Raw genomic sequence first — 12,877 nt, 5'->3', positions numbered from 1 at the left:
AACGTCCCATGCCGCGTGACGACGACGGCCGACGTCCGGCGGCGTAGGTTGAGGCTGTGGCGCAGATAGACCTACGGGTGGCGGCGTACTCCGTCATCGTCGAGGACGGACGCATCCTGCTCGCGCACTGGAACGAGCGCGGCCGCGGCGGCTGGACGCTGCCCGGCGGCGGCCTCGAAGCGGGCGAGGACCCGGCGGATGCCGCCGTGCGCGAGGCATTGGAGGAGACCGGCCACGACGTCGAACTCGTCGAGCTCGTCGGCATCGACTCGCGCATCATGCCGATCGAGGAGCGCGGCGACGACGCCATCCGCCCGCTCCACACCCTGCGGATCGTCTACACGGCGCGCGTCGTCGGGGGTGAGCTGCGCAACGAGCCGGACGGCTCGACCGACGAGGCGCGCTGGTTCGACCTCGCCGAGGTGGCGTTGCTGCAGCGCGTCAGCCTCGTCGACGCGGCGCTCGGGCTCGCGGGTCTGGGCTAGTCGTCGGAGGCCTCGCCGGCGTCCGCGACCCACAGCTCGTCATCCGCGCGGAACGTCTGCCAGACGGCGTAGCCGATGCCACCGATCACACCGAGGGCGAGCAGCCAGCCGAGAGCCTTGCGGCCGCCCCTCTTCTTCGAGGCGATGGCGACCGATGCGGCCTTTGCCGAGGACAGCCTGGCCCGCCTCAGCGCCGCCTGCACGCGAGTGTCCTTGGCGATGTCCGCGACCGACCAGGCGGTACCGAGCACGGCGCCCACGGTGGGAACGACCTGGCCGGCGATGATCTCGCCCGCCTTCCTTGCGGCCTTCGAGGCCTGCGGTCCGACGTAGTGCTCGTACGTCTCCTTGGCGCGCGGAACGCCTTCCTCGCGCGCGAGCTGCGCCGCCTGGCGCGAGGCCTCCCGCGCCACGGACGCGGCCTGCCCGATGACCTCCTGCTGGTGCCGGAGCAGCAGCTCGGCGTCGGCACGCAACTGGTCGAGTTCCTTCTGATGCTTACGCGAAAGGGCCACGGTTCCTCCTCATCGGAATGACTCAATCTTGGCCGGATCGGCTGGGAGACGCCAGTGGCTTCGTCCGGCCGCCCCGCCACCGGAAACACAGTTTTGACTGACAGAATCGAGACATGGCTCAGCACACCGCGGTCGCGACCGTCCACACCAACCACGGCGACATCGTCATCGACCTCTTCGGCAACCACGCTCCGAAGACGGTCGAGAACTTCGTCGGCCTCGCCACCGGCACCAAGGAGTGGACGCACCCCGCCAGCGGCCAGACGACGACGGAGCCGCTCTACAACGGCGTGATCTTCCACCGCATCATCCCGGGCTTCATGATCCAGGGCGGTGATCCGCTCGGCCAGGGCACCGGCGGGCCTGGCTACCAGTTCGACGACGAGATCCATCCCGAGCTGCAGTTCACTGCGCCGTACCTGCTCGCCATGGCCAACGCGGGCACGCGCATGAACGCCATCACCGGCAAGCCGGGCGGCACCAACGGGTCTCAGTTCTTCATCACGGTCGGCGAGACCCCGTGGCTCAACGGCAACCACACCATCTTCGGCGAGGTGGCGGATGATGCGAGCCGCGCCGTCGTCGACGAGATCACCGCCGTCGCCACGGACGGCCGCGACAAGCCGCTGGAGGACGTCGTCATCGAGTCCATCACCGTCGTCGAGCTGTAAGCGCCGAGCCCCGCACCCGCGTGAGCGACTTCGTCGACAGCCCTACGGGCTACTGCTACCGGCATCCGAACCGGCAGAGCTTCGTGCTCTGCCAGCGCTGCGGCCGAACCATCTGCGGCGAGTGCCAGATCCCCATGCCGGTCGGGGTGATCTGCCCCGAGTGCGCGCGCGAGGGCCGCGCCGAGACCCGCGAGCAGCAGCGTGTCCACGCCGGCCCTGCCCGGGTGCGCGTTGCTCGGGCGGCGGGGCGCTACGCCTCATCCGACCGGCCGGTGATGACCTGGTCGCTCATGGCGGTGTGCGGGTTCGTCTTCCTCCTCCAGGTGATCGGCGCCGGCTTCGCCGGGCAGCTTACGCTGAGCGGTCTCTTCATCAACGGGGTGCCCGGCCCCGTCACCGACACGCTCTGGTACGCGGGCGTCTACTCGGACCGCAGCGGCACCTGGCCCGGCATCGGCTTCGAGCCGTGGCGACTGCTCACCTCCGTGTTCGCGCACGCCTCGGTGATCCACATCGCGTTCAACATGTACATGCTCTGGGTGCTCGGGCCGATGATCGAGGGCGTCATCGGCAAATGGCGCTACCTCGTGCTGTTCCTGCTCTGCGGCGTGGCCGGCTCCGACGGCGTGCTGCTCATGACCGACGGCAGCGTCCCCACGCTCGGTGCTTCCGGCGCGATCTTCGGCGTCGTCGCGGCATCCATCGTCATCATGCGCCGCATGGGCCTGCCCATCACCCAGCTCGTGGTGTGGGTGGCGATCAACCTCGTCTTCAGCTTCATCGGCGGCGGGATCGCCTGGCAGGCGCACATCGGGGGGCTGCTCATCGGCATCGCTGTCGGATTCATCTTCTTCGAGACCCGGGCGGAGCGGCGACGACGCGCGCAGTCCTGGCTGCTCGGTGCGACGGGGTTCGTGCTCGTCCTCATCGGGGTGTTCCCGGCGATCATCTGAGCACTATTCATGCACAGCGTTGTCAACAGCTGTGGATGAATTACAGCGCTGTGATTACTTCCAGCGGGTCGTCATGAGGAAGCCGACCAGCGCGATCGCGAATCCGATGAGGATGTTCCACGCCCCGACCCCCGGGATCGGGATCGAGAACGGCACACTCGTCGCGCCGATGTAGTAGACGATGATCCACACCAGACCGACGATCATGAAGCCGAGCATGACCGGCTTGAACCAGACGGGATTGCCGCCGGCGCCGGTCGAGGCGGTCTGCTCGGCGTTGCGGGTACGCGGCGGGCGCGTCTTCTCGGCCATGGTCCAGAAGTTTAGCCTCGGTGCTTTCGGATTCCGAAAAGTTAGGATCACCAGGTGTCCGGTGCCCCGGGGTCTGCGTCGCGGCGCGCGCCGGCGATCGCCCGACGAGGACGGCGTCGGCGCGTCTCGGTTCTCGGTGTCATCGGCGAGGTCCTGGTCACCGCCGGAATCCTCGTGCTGCTCTTCGTCGTGTGGAGCGTGTGGTTCAACTCGTGGGTGCTGAACGGCCAGCAGACATCGGCCGCGGCGAGCCTGGGTCGTGACTGGTTGGAGGGCTCCGCCGCCGCCCCCGCCAGGCCGAGCGTCATCCCCGCGGAGGCGCAGCCCGCCGCGGCGCAGCCCATCGCCGTGATGTACGTGCCGCGCTGGGGCGGCAACTGGGAGCGGGTCATCGGCGAAAGCGTCGACATCCCCGCGGTGCTCGATTCGCCGCACTTCGGTGTCGGCCACTACTCGGGAACCGCGATGCCCGGCGCGGTCGGCAACTTCGCCGTCGCCGGCCACGACACCGGCTGGGGCAACGCCTTCCTCGGGCTCAAGCAGCTCCACGTCGGCGACCGGATCTATCTGCAGACCAAGCAGGGCTTCTACACCTACGTCTTCCGCGACTACGTCTACGTGCAGCCCACCGCGGTCGACGTGCTGCTGCCCGTGCCGCAGGTGCCGGGGGCGATAGGCGACGACCGCATCATGACGATGACGACCTGCAATCCGATGTACCACGGTGTCGAGCGGCTCGTCGCGTTCGCCGTGTTCGACTCGTTCTCGACAACGGCGCCGGCGGCGATCGCCGGCCAGGTCGGCTGATGTACGCGGCGCTGTGGCAGGTGCTCCCCGGGCCGTGGTGGCTGCGGGCGCTCATCCTGCTCGTCGCCGCCGCGCTCGTCGTCGCGGCGCTCTTCCTCTGGGTCTTCCCCTGGATCGACGTTGTCGTCAACGCCGGCCAAGAGGGTACGGTCGGTACATGAGGGTGCTCGTCGTCGACAACTACGACAGCTTCGTGTACACGCTGAACGGCTATCTGCAGCAGCTCGGCGCCGAGACGACGGTGGTGCGCAACGACGAGGTGCCCGACGTCCGGGCCGCGCTCGCCGAGTACGACGCCGTGCTCATCTCGCCTGGCCCGGGCGTCCCCGCCGACGCGGGGGTCAGCATCGAGATGGTGCGCGCCGCGAAGGATGCCGGCACGCCGCTGCTCGGCGTGTGTCTCGGCCACCAGGCCATCGCCGAGGCGTTCGGCGGTGTCGTCACCACCGCGGAAGAGCTCATGCACGGCAAGACCTCGCTCGTCCACCACGACGAGCACGCGTTCTGGGACGGCGTGCGCGAGCCGTTCACGGCGACCCGGTACCACTCGCTCGCCGTCGTCGACGGCACGGTGCCCGACGAGCTCGAGGTGACCGCACGTACCGAGGGCGGCGTCATCATGGCGCTGCAGCACCGGACCGCGCCGATCTACGGAGTGCAGTTCCATCCGGAATCCGTGCTCACCGAAGACGGCTACCGCATGCTCGGCAACTGGCTCGAGGCGGCCGGATTGCCCGGGGCCAAGGAGCGGGCGCGCGATCTGAACCCGCTTGTGACGTCGTAGCGCTGGTTTCGACGCACCGCCTCGGGGATTGCTAGCCGCCCGGCGCGCTCGTGGCCGTGCAGAAGTAGAGCAGCACCTTCGTCCCCTGCGGCACCTCCCCCGGCGCGACCGACTGGCGGTCGACGGGGGTGTTCTTCTGCAGCGGGCAGGTCGGGTCGGCGACGGATTCCGCAGTCAGTTGAAGCGGGGCGGAGCGCAGTGTCTTCAGGGCATCCACCACGTTCTGGCCCATGAGATTGGGCAGACGGACGGTGCCCGTCGAGACGACGATGTCGACCGTCTGCCCCGACACCCCGTTGGCGAAGGCCTTCGGATTGGTGGACACCACCTGGTCCGCTGCGACCGTCGGATTGTCGGCGTGTGTGATCGCGCCGATGGCGAAGCCCTTCGCTCTAAGGTCCGTCTGCGCTTGATCGAGCGGCTCGCCGGTGACGTCCGGCAGGATCGCGGGCGGCGGCCCGCTGGAGACCACGATGGTGATGTTGGTGTTCTTGGTCACCTGGGCACCGGCAACGGGCAGCGTCGAGATCACATTTCCCTTGGCCACCTGGTCGCTCGCCTGACGAGTCACAGTGAAGAGCAGGTCATCGGCGCGGATTTGCGCTTCGGCATCCGTCAACGACAGCCCGGCGACGGCGGGCACGTATCGCGTCACGTTGGCGAGCGGGTTGCCGGGCGATTGCTGCAGCAGCCAGAGCAGCACCGCGAGCACGGCGATGACGACGGCGACGACGCCGGCCCAGATCCACAGCACCGGCGGGCGGCGCTGGGTGCGGGGCAGATCGCGGTCCGTGGCGAGCTGCCGGAACTGCGCCGCCGCTTGGTCGGCCCCGCCCGGCTGTTGCAGCAGGCTCGTCACCGGACCGGGTCGGCGCGGGAGTGGCAGCCGACCGGATTGCACGATGCGCAGGTCTTCACGGAACTCGGCCGGCGTCTGGTAGCGCTCGTACTGATCCTTCTGGAGCGCCTTGTCGATGACGATGTCGAGCGCCGGCGAGATGCGCGGGTTAATCGAGCTCGCCTTGACGGGCAGCTCAGAGACGTGCTGGTACGCGACCGACACGGCGCTCTCGCCCTGGAACGGTGGGCGCCCCGTCACCATCTCGAAGAGCACCACCCCCGTCGAGTAGAGGTCGGTGCGGGCATCCACCCGGTCACCCTTGGCCTGCTCGGGCGAGAAGTAGTTCGCCGTGCCGACGATGCCGCCGGGCTTGTCGAGCGAGCCGGTCGTGTCGCTCACGGCGCGCGCGATGCCGAAGTCGGTGACCTTGACCTGGCCGTTCTTCGCGATCATGACGTTGCCGGGTTTGATGTCGCGGTGGACGACGCCGGCGCGGTGCGAATACTCGAGCGCTGTGAGGATGCCGTCGGTGATGCGCATCGCCTCGGCCGGCGCGAGCGGCCCGCGTCGGATGAGTTCGCTGAGCGGCGTGCCGTCGACGTACTCCATGATGATGAACGGGATGACATAGGCAACGCCCGTCGCATCGGTGACGTTCTCCTCGCCGGCGTCGTACACGCGCACGATCGTCGGGTGGGCCATCCGTGCCGCCGAACGGGCCTCCTGCCGGAAGCGGGTGCGCAGGCGCGGGTCGTTGGCAAGCGCCGGGCGCAACAGCTTGATCGCGACCGTGCGGCCGAGTCGGGTGTCGAGGCCGCGATGAACCTCGGCCATGCCGCCGCGACCGATCAGCGGTCCGACCTGGTACCGCCCCGCCAGGATCCGCGGGTCGTCGGTCACCGCGTCCTGCCCCCCATGGTCACCCGTCACTAGCCGCCCATGGCGGAGCTGGACGGCGACGCCGTCGCGGTACTCGTCGGCGACGCCGTCGCGGTACTCGTCGGCGTCGTGGGCGCCGTCGTCGTAGGCGCGGTCGGGTTGGCGACCACGAGCTGGATCGCCGGCGACTGCTGCGACTCGTTGGCGCCGGCGCACTGGATCGTGTAACTCACCGACGCCTTAGTGCCGGCGAGCGTGTTCGGCACGGTGAAGCTCACCGTGTCGCCGCTCGAGAAGCCCTGGCCCTGGCCGTTGACGTAGAGCTGGTGGGCCGACAGCGTTTGGCCGGCGGGGCAGGAATCCGAAGAGCGGAAGCCGAACACGATCGTCGAACCCGGTACGGCGGGGCTGTCGGTCTGGCTCTTGATGACCGGGCCGGCCGTCGGGGCGCTGGGCTGCACCATCTTGTCGTAGACGTACAGCGTGATCGGCAGACCGTAGGGGACGCTGCCACTCGGGTCGATCCGGGCGACAGTGCCGACCTGAGCGGGTGTCGTCGCCGGCCCGTAGCCGGTCTTCTTGATGTTCGATTTCGAGTAGTTGAGCGCGACGAGCTTGGCGACGGCCTCGTCGTAAGTGAGGCCGGTGTTCTCGAAGTCGTTGGGGTTGATGGTCGGCACCGTCGTCGGTGAGACCGGCGGCGTCGTGATGGCGGTCGTCGGCGGAGCGCTGGAAGTCGAGTCGGTGACGGGCGGCGTGCCGCCATGACCCTGCGAGACGAGCGCCCACACTGTGCCGCCCAGGATGAGCAGCAGCAGCACGATGAGCGCGACGAGTGGCCACGTCCACGGGCTGCGGCCGCGTGTCGAACGCGCGGCGGGGCGTTCGAGCGGAGTCGTCGCCGGACTCGCCGACAGCACCCTCGTCGCAGCGGTCGGTGCGGTGTCGGCCGTGGGCAGCAGGATCGTCGCCGGGGTCGTGCTCTCGAGGCCGAGCACCGCCGGCACTGCCGCCGCGGCGGCGGCTACATCGCCGCGCCGCAGCGCCGCCGCCGCGCGCGAGAGGTGGGCGGCGCTCGCCGGGCGGTCGGCGGGGCTCTTCGCGATGCACGCGAAGATGAGGTTGCGTACCGGCTCGCTGATCGTCGTCGGCAAGGCCGGCGGCGCCTCGTTGATCTGCGCCATCGCGATCGCGACCTGCGACTCGCCCGTGAAAGGCCGGTGTCCCGCGACGGCCTCGTAGGCGACGATGCCGAGCGAGTAGATGTCGGTCGCCGGGGATGCCGGATGACCGCTCGCCTGCTCGGGCGAGAGGTACTGCACCGTGCCCATGACCTGCCCGGTCGCGGTGAGCGGCACTTGGTCGGCGACGCGCGCGATGCCGAAATCGGTGATCTTCACCCGGCCGTCGGGCGTGATGAGCAGATTGCCGGGCTTGATATCGCGGTGGACGAGACCCGCCGCGTGCGCGGCCTGCAGTGCGGCGGCGGTCTGCGCCACGATGTCGAGCGTGCGCTCGGGTGAGAGCTTTCCCTCGCGCTCCAGGATGGTCGAGAGCGCCTCGCCGGGCACGAGCTCCATGACGAGGTAGGCGCTGCCCTCCTCCTCGCCGTAGTCGAAGACGTTGGCGATCCCCTCGTGGTTGACGAGGGCCGCGTGACGGGCCTCGGTGCGGAAGCGCTCGAGGAACGTGGGGTCGCCCAGGTACTCGTCTTTGAGGATCTTGATGGCGACGGTGCGGCCGATGACCTGGTCGGTTGCGTTCCAGACCTCGCCCATGCCGCCGATCGCGATGCGCGAGACCAGCTCGTAACGCCCGCCGAAAGTGAGCCCTGCCGAAGGTCTCATTTTCCCAGCACCGCCTCTAATACCTTTCGTGCCACGGGAGCCGCGACCGCGTTGCCCGTTCCGCTCTGATTCATACCTCCACCGTTCTCGACGACCACCGAGACGGCGTACCGCGGGTTGTCAGCAGGAGCGAAACCTGTGAACCAGAGCGTGAAGGGCTTGTCCGCCCCGTTCTGGGCGGTTCCCGTCTTGCCGGCGACGCTGACACCGCTAATCCTCGCATTCGTTCCCGTGCCCTCCTCAACACCCTTGACCAACATTTCGGTCTCAGTCTTGGCCGTCGCCGCCGACATCGCCCGGCCGAACTGATTGGCCTGGAAGGCCTGCCGGACCGTGAGGTCGGGGGCGAGGACCGAGTCGACGACCGTCGGATTCATCACCACACCGCCGTTTGCGATCGTCGCCATGTTCATCGCCATCTGCAGCGCGGTGGCCCGGTCGTCCATCTGCCCGAAGGCGCTCATCATGAGCTGGGCGGCGTCGGAGTAACCGGGGTAGAGGCTCTTGCTCACCGGCATCGGGATGTCGAACTCGTGGTTGAAGCCGAAGAGTTCGGCCTGCTGCTTGACGGCCGCCGAGCCGAGTTTCGCGCCGAGCTCGGCGAACGGCAGGTTGCAGGAGAACACCTGCGCGAGCTCGATGGACACTGTTTTGGCGCTTCCCGCACACGTCGTGCGGTTGTCGTTGTGGATGACCGTGTTCGAGCCGGGCAGCTTCAGGGACGAGACATTCGGCAGCGGGAAATCCTTCGTATAGGCGCCCGATCCGATCGCGGCCGAGCTCACGACAGGCTTGAAAGTGGAGCCGGGCGGGTTGAGGTCGGTGATCGCCTTGTTGACGAGCGGGTCGCCGGCGGCGCTCGCGAGCTTATGGTAGGCGGCGAGATAGGCGTTGGTGTCGTGGGTGGCGAGCACGTTGGGGTCGTAGTCGGGCTTCGAGACGAGCGCGAGGATGCGGCCGGTTTTGACCTCCTCGAGGACGACGGCGCCCTGCAGGCCGCCGAGTGCGTCGTAGGCGGCTTTCTGCACTTTCGCGTCGATGGTGAGCTCTACGGAATTGCCCTGCGGGTGCGCGCCCGTGAGCGTGTCGTTGAGGCGGCTGAGGAAGTCGGCGTTCGAGGTGCCGGCGAGTTCCTGGTTGAGGGCGGATTCGATGCCGGTTGCGGCGCCGTTGATGGCGTAGTACCCCGTCACCGAGGCGTAGAGCGGGCCGTCGGCGTACTCGCGCTGGTACTTGTAGCCGTCCTTCGACGCCACGGATTGCACGACGGGCCTGCCGCCGACGAGGATCGGCCCGCGCTGCACGTCGTACTGGTCCCCGATGGCGCGGGTGTTGCGGGAGTCGGTGTAGAGGGCATCCGCCTGTCCTACCTGGATAATGGACGCGGCCGTGAACAACGCGACGAACATCGCGAGGACGAGCCAGGACACCCTGCGCAGTTCGCGGTTCATGGCGCTACCGCCCTTGGCTGGTTGCGCACGGTGTCGGACAGCCTCAGCAGCATGGCGACGATGATCCAGTTGGCGACCAGGCTCGAGCCGCCCGCGGCGAGGAACGGCGCGGTGAGGCCCGTCTCAGGCACGACCCGGGTGACGCCGCCGACGACGATGAAGACCTGCCAGGCGACGGCGAACGACAGCCCGGCGGCGAGCAGTTTGCCGAAGTCGTCCTCGCTCGCGAAGCCGATGCGCAGGCCGCGCGCGACGAACACCATGTAGAGGCAGAGGATCGCGAAGAGGCCGATGAGGCCGAGCTCCTCGCCGAGGGACGTGATGATGAAGTCGCTCGCCGGCAGCGGCGTGATGGTGGGATCGCCCTGGCCGAGCCCGGTGCCGAGCAGGCCGCCGTGGGCGAGGCCGAAGAGCCCCTGCACGATCTGGTAGCTGCCGCCGACTGCGTCGTACGTCGACTGGTTGAAGGGGTTGAGCCAGTTCTGGAAACGGCCCTGCACGTAGTCGAGGACCCGGCTCGCGGCGAACGCGCCGCCGCCGAAGAGCACGATGCCGATGACGATCCAGCTGAAGCGCCCGGTCGCGAGGTAGAGCATGACGAGGAAGAGGCCGAAGTACAGAAGACCGGTGCCGAGGTCGTGCTGGAAGACGATGACGGCCATCGCCATGGCCCAGACGAGGATGATCGGGCCGAGGTCGCGGCCGCGCGGCAGGCGCATGCCGAGGACCTTGCGGCCCACGCTCGAGAGCGCTTCGCGGCGTTGCACGAGGTATCCCGCGAAGAAGATCGCGAGTGCGATCTTGGCGAGCTCGCCGGGTTGGAACGAGAGGGGGCCGATGCCGATCCACACTCGGGCGCCGTTCACGTCGCGGCCGATGCCGGGCAGCATCGGCAGCAGCACGAGCACGATCGCGAGCAGTCCGAAGAGGTAGGTGTAGCGCTGGTAGGCGCGGTGGTTCTGCACCGAGACGATGACGACTAGCGCGCAGACGACGGCGATGCCCGTCCACACGATCTGGCGGACGGAGGCGGCATCCCAGCCGATGAGGCCGTCGGCGATGTCGATGCGGTAGATCTCGGCTATGCCGAGACCGTTGATGACCGTCGCGATGGGAAGCAGGAACGGATCCGCGTTCGGCGCGGTGAACCGCAGCGCGACATGCGTGCCGACGATGAGGACGCCGAGACCGACGACGAGGAACGCGAGGGTGAGGTCGATCCGCCCGAGCGCGCCGAGCTGCACGAGCACGAACGAGCTCGTCGTGATGATGAACGCGATGACGAGCAAGCCCAGCTCGAGGTTGCGCAGCCGCTTCGGGATGCGGATGCGCAGGCGCGGGATGACGCTCGTGACAAGGGGGTCAGTCGCCACGGCGCAACCCTTCGACGATCCGGACTGCGTCGGCGAACGAGGCGGCGTTGATGGTCTGGCGCACCTGCTGCTGCTGGTAGAAGTTCAGCGTCGTCACCGAGATCGCGCTCTCCTGGTAGACGTGCGAGAGCTGCCAGGTGCCGAGGCTCTGCTGAACTCCCTCGTAGATCGCGACGTTGCCGTCGGGCGCGACGCCGACGTAATAGCGGGTCTGCGTCCAGGCGTAGCCGCCCCACGCGGCGCCGACGATCGCGGCGATGACGACGGCGATGACGACGGCGAGGGCGATGCGGCGGCGCCGCAGGCGGCGGGCCCCCTCGTCGATGAGCTCCGAGAGGTAGTCGTCGGTCTTCGGCTCGAAGTGCGTCGGCTCGGCGACTGACCGACTCGGGTGCAGGATCGTCGCGGGGATCGGCCGCCAGGCGCTGCGGGTGCGCGGTGCGGGCACGTCGTATGAGATGGGGGCTGCGGCGGCGCCGACCGTGACGGGCTCGTGCGGCTGGACGTCGCGGTCGATGTCGGCGATGATGGCGGTCACGTTGTCGGGTGCCCCCGCGTCGAGGCTGTAGCGCAGCAGCCGATCCGCGGTGGCCTTGGGGCTGAGCTCGAGGGCGAACGCCCGGAGGATCTGGTCGTTCTTGACGAAGCCGCTGAGGCCGTCCGAGCAGATCAGCCAGCGGTCTCCTGGGAGGGTCGGCAGCACCCACGCGTCGATCTCCGGGTTCGCGTCGACATCGCCGAGCACCCGCATGAGCACCGAACGGCGCGGGTGGACGAGCGCCTCCTCCTCGGTGATGCGGCCCGTTTCGACGAGACGCTGCACGAAGGTGTGGTCGGTCGAGATCTGGGTGAGTTCGCCATCGCGGTACAGATAGATGCGCGAGTCGCCGATGTGGGCGAGCGCGACGTGGTCGCCGACGCGCAGGATGGCGCTGACGGTCGTGCCCATGCCGGTGAGTTCCGGGTGCTGGCGCACCGTGTCGATCAGCCGGCGGTTGGCGTCGAGCAGGGCGGTCCGCAGGGCGTCGCGGGCGGCCTCGGCGTCGGGATAGTCGCCGTCGACCTGCTTGATGAAGTTCGTCGCGATGGCGCTCGCGACGTCGCCGCCGGCGTGGCCTCCCATGCCGTCGGCGACGAGGAAGAGGGATTCGCCCGAGTAGCCGGAATCCTGATTCTGGGTGCGGACGCGCCCGACGTGGCTGACGGCCGCGCCGCGCGTGTTCGTCGTCACGCGCGCCTCAACTCGAAGGTGGTGAGGCCGATCCGGATGGGGGTGTCCAGAGGGATCGGCGTCGGCGAGGTGACTCGCCTGCCGTCGAGGAAGGTGCCGTTGGTCGAGTCGAGGTCCTGCAGCATCCACTCGTCGTTCCACAGCATGATGCGGGCATGGTGGGTGCTCGTGTAGTCGTCGTGGAGGATGAGACCGGAGTCGCTGGATCGGCCGATGGTGAGCGGGTCGGGGGTGAGCTCGATCTCGTGGCCGGCGAGCGGGCCCGAGGTGATGGTGAGTCGGCCGGCCGTGAAGCGGGTGGCTTTGACCGGGTAGCCGCCCGACAGCGAGGTCGTCGCCGCGGCCGGGCTGCCCAGCCACGGCTGCTCGCCGGTCTGGTCGCGGGCGAGCCCGGCGAGGGAGTTGGTGCCGTCATCGTCGCCTGACGCCGGCGGCGACTTCTCGGGCGAGCTCATCGGCGGTATCGGAGGCGCGCTCGCCCCGGCATCCGGCAGCTTGCGGACTCGGGAGCCGAAGAGATCGCCCCGCAGCGCGTAGACGATGACGAACACGAACACCCACAGCAGGACCAGGAATCCGACCCTGAGGACGAGGAGCGTCAGTTCGCTGACGTTCACTGCACCGCCCGGGTCGCGCCTCGCAGCGGCTTCGCCACCGGAACCACGTTGAAGACGACCGTGGTGTGGCCGAGGGTGATGGTGTCGCCGGGGTTGAGCACGGTCGGCTGG

At 68.7% G+C, this 12,877-nt stretch carries 14 protein-coding genes; 6 read left to right on the top strand and 8 right to left on the bottom strand.

The annotated features are described in order from the left end of the window. The first annotated feature begins 65 nt into the window (after positions 1–65). A complete protein-coding gene (locus M7D61_RS04010) occupies positions 66–485 on the top strand; it encodes an NUDIX hydrolase (RefSeq protein WP_298227901.1) in 420 nt (139 codons plus the stop codon). On the opposite strand, the gene M7D61_RS04005 is transcribed toward M7D61_RS04010, so the two are convergent. Beyond that, a complete protein-coding gene (locus tag M7D61_RS04005) occupies positions 482–1,000 on the bottom strand; it encodes a DNA helicase (protein WP_298227854.1) in 519 nt (172 codons plus the stop codon). The two genes, M7D61_RS04010 and M7D61_RS04005, sit on opposite strands and share 4 nt — an antisense overlap. A gap of 113 nt (positions 1,001–1,113) precedes the next feature. Between M7D61_RS04005 and M7D61_RS04000 the strand changes: the two genes are divergently transcribed. Together M7D61_RS04000 and M7D61_RS03995 are read left to right on the top strand one after the other, a co-directional pair. Then, entirely contained in the window at positions 1,114–1,671 is a 558-nt protein-coding gene (locus M7D61_RS04000) for a peptidylprolyl isomerase (RefSeq protein WP_298227852.1), read from the top strand. 20 nt (positions 1,672–1,691) lie between these two features. Next, entirely contained in the window at positions 1,692–2,624 is a 933-nt protein-coding gene (locus M7D61_RS03995) for a rhomboid family intramembrane serine protease (protein WP_298227849.1), read from the top strand. 54 nt (positions 2,625–2,678) lie between these two features. Here the strand turns inward: M7D61_RS03995 and M7D61_RS03990 are convergent, their stop codons facing one another. Beyond that, positions 2,679–2,936 (bottom strand): cell division protein CrgA, encoded by a 258-nt coding sequence (locus M7D61_RS03990; RefSeq protein WP_298227846.1) that lies wholly within the window; start codon positions 2,934–2,936, stop codon positions 2,679–2,681. A gap of 54 nt (positions 2,937–2,990) precedes the next feature. On the opposite strand from M7D61_RS03990, the gene M7D61_RS03985 reads away from it, so the two are divergent. From M7D61_RS03985 to M7D61_RS03975, 3 genes are read left to right on the top strand one after another with little or no spacing between them, the layout of a single operon-like run. Next, the gene (locus M7D61_RS03985; RefSeq protein WP_298227844.1) at positions 2,991–3,743 is read left to right on the top strand and encodes a class E sortase; all 753 of its coding nucleotides are present in this window, start codon (positions 2,991–2,993) and stop codon (positions 3,741–3,743) included. Further along, positions 3,743–3,904 carry a hypothetical protein gene (locus M7D61_RS03980; RefSeq protein WP_298227842.1) on the top strand — a complete coding sequence of 54 codons (162 nt, stop codon included), beginning with the start codon at positions 3,743–3,745 and terminating at the stop codon, positions 3,902–3,904. The genes M7D61_RS03985 and M7D61_RS03980 overlap by 1 nt, the downstream gene beginning before the upstream one ends. Beyond that, on the top strand, positions 3,901–4,527 hold the full coding sequence (locus tag M7D61_RS03975; protein WP_298227840.1) for a gamma-glutamyl-gamma-aminobutyrate hydrolase family protein: 627 nt from the start codon (positions 3,901–3,903) through the stop codon (positions 4,525–4,527). Before M7D61_RS03980 ends, M7D61_RS03975 begins: the two co-directional genes overlap by 4 nt. Before the next feature lie 31 nt (positions 4,528–4,558). Here the strand turns inward: M7D61_RS03975 and pknB are convergent, their stop codons facing one another. From pknB to M7D61_RS03945, 6 genes are read right to left on the bottom strand one after another with little or no spacing between them, the layout of a single operon-like run. Next, complete coding sequence (gene pknB, locus M7D61_RS03970) at positions 4,559–6,268, bottom strand: Stk1 family PASTA domain-containing Ser/Thr kinase (RefSeq protein ID WP_298227899.1); 1,710 nt, start codon at positions 6,266–6,268, stop codon at positions 4,559–4,561. A 29-nt stretch (positions 6,269–6,297) separates the two neighbouring features. Continuing rightward, entirely contained in the window at positions 6,298–8,094 is a 1,797-nt protein-coding gene (locus M7D61_RS03965; protein WP_298227837.1) for a serine/threonine-protein kinase, read from the bottom strand. Then, a complete protein-coding gene (locus M7D61_RS03960) occupies positions 8,091–9,545 on the bottom strand; it encodes a penicillin-binding protein 2 (protein ID WP_298227835.1) in 1,455 nt (484 codons plus the stop codon). The genes M7D61_RS03965 and M7D61_RS03960 overlap by 4 nt, the downstream gene beginning before the upstream one ends. After that, positions 9,542–10,918: an FtsW/RodA/SpoVE family cell cycle protein gene (locus tag M7D61_RS03955; RefSeq protein ID WP_298227833.1), complete on the bottom strand. Its 1,377-nt coding sequence runs from the start codon at positions 10,916–10,918 to the stop codon at positions 9,542–9,544. The genes M7D61_RS03960 and M7D61_RS03955 overlap by 4 nt, the downstream gene beginning before the upstream one ends. Further along, the gene (locus M7D61_RS03950; protein WP_298227831.1) at positions 10,908–12,149 is read right to left on the bottom strand and encodes a PP2C family serine/threonine-protein phosphatase; all 1,242 of its coding nucleotides are present in this window, start codon (positions 12,147–12,149) and stop codon (positions 10,908–10,910) included. The genes M7D61_RS03955 and M7D61_RS03950 overlap by 11 nt, the downstream gene beginning before the upstream one ends. Further along, positions 12,146–12,766, bottom strand: a complete 621-nt coding sequence (locus M7D61_RS03945; protein WP_298227829.1) for an FHA domain-containing protein — start codon at positions 12,764–12,766, stop codon at positions 12,146–12,148. The genes M7D61_RS03950 and M7D61_RS03945 overlap by 4 nt, the downstream gene beginning before the upstream one ends. Between the last annotated feature and the right edge of the window lie 111 nt (positions 12,767–12,877).

The sequence above is a fragment of the Gryllotalpicola sp. genome (assembly GCF_027352875.1).
In the GTDB taxonomy this organism is placed as follows: Bacteria; Actinomycetota; Actinomycetes; order Actinomycetales; family Microbacteriaceae; genus Gryllotalpicola.
This window is presented reverse-complemented; position numbering and strand designations above follow the sequence as displayed.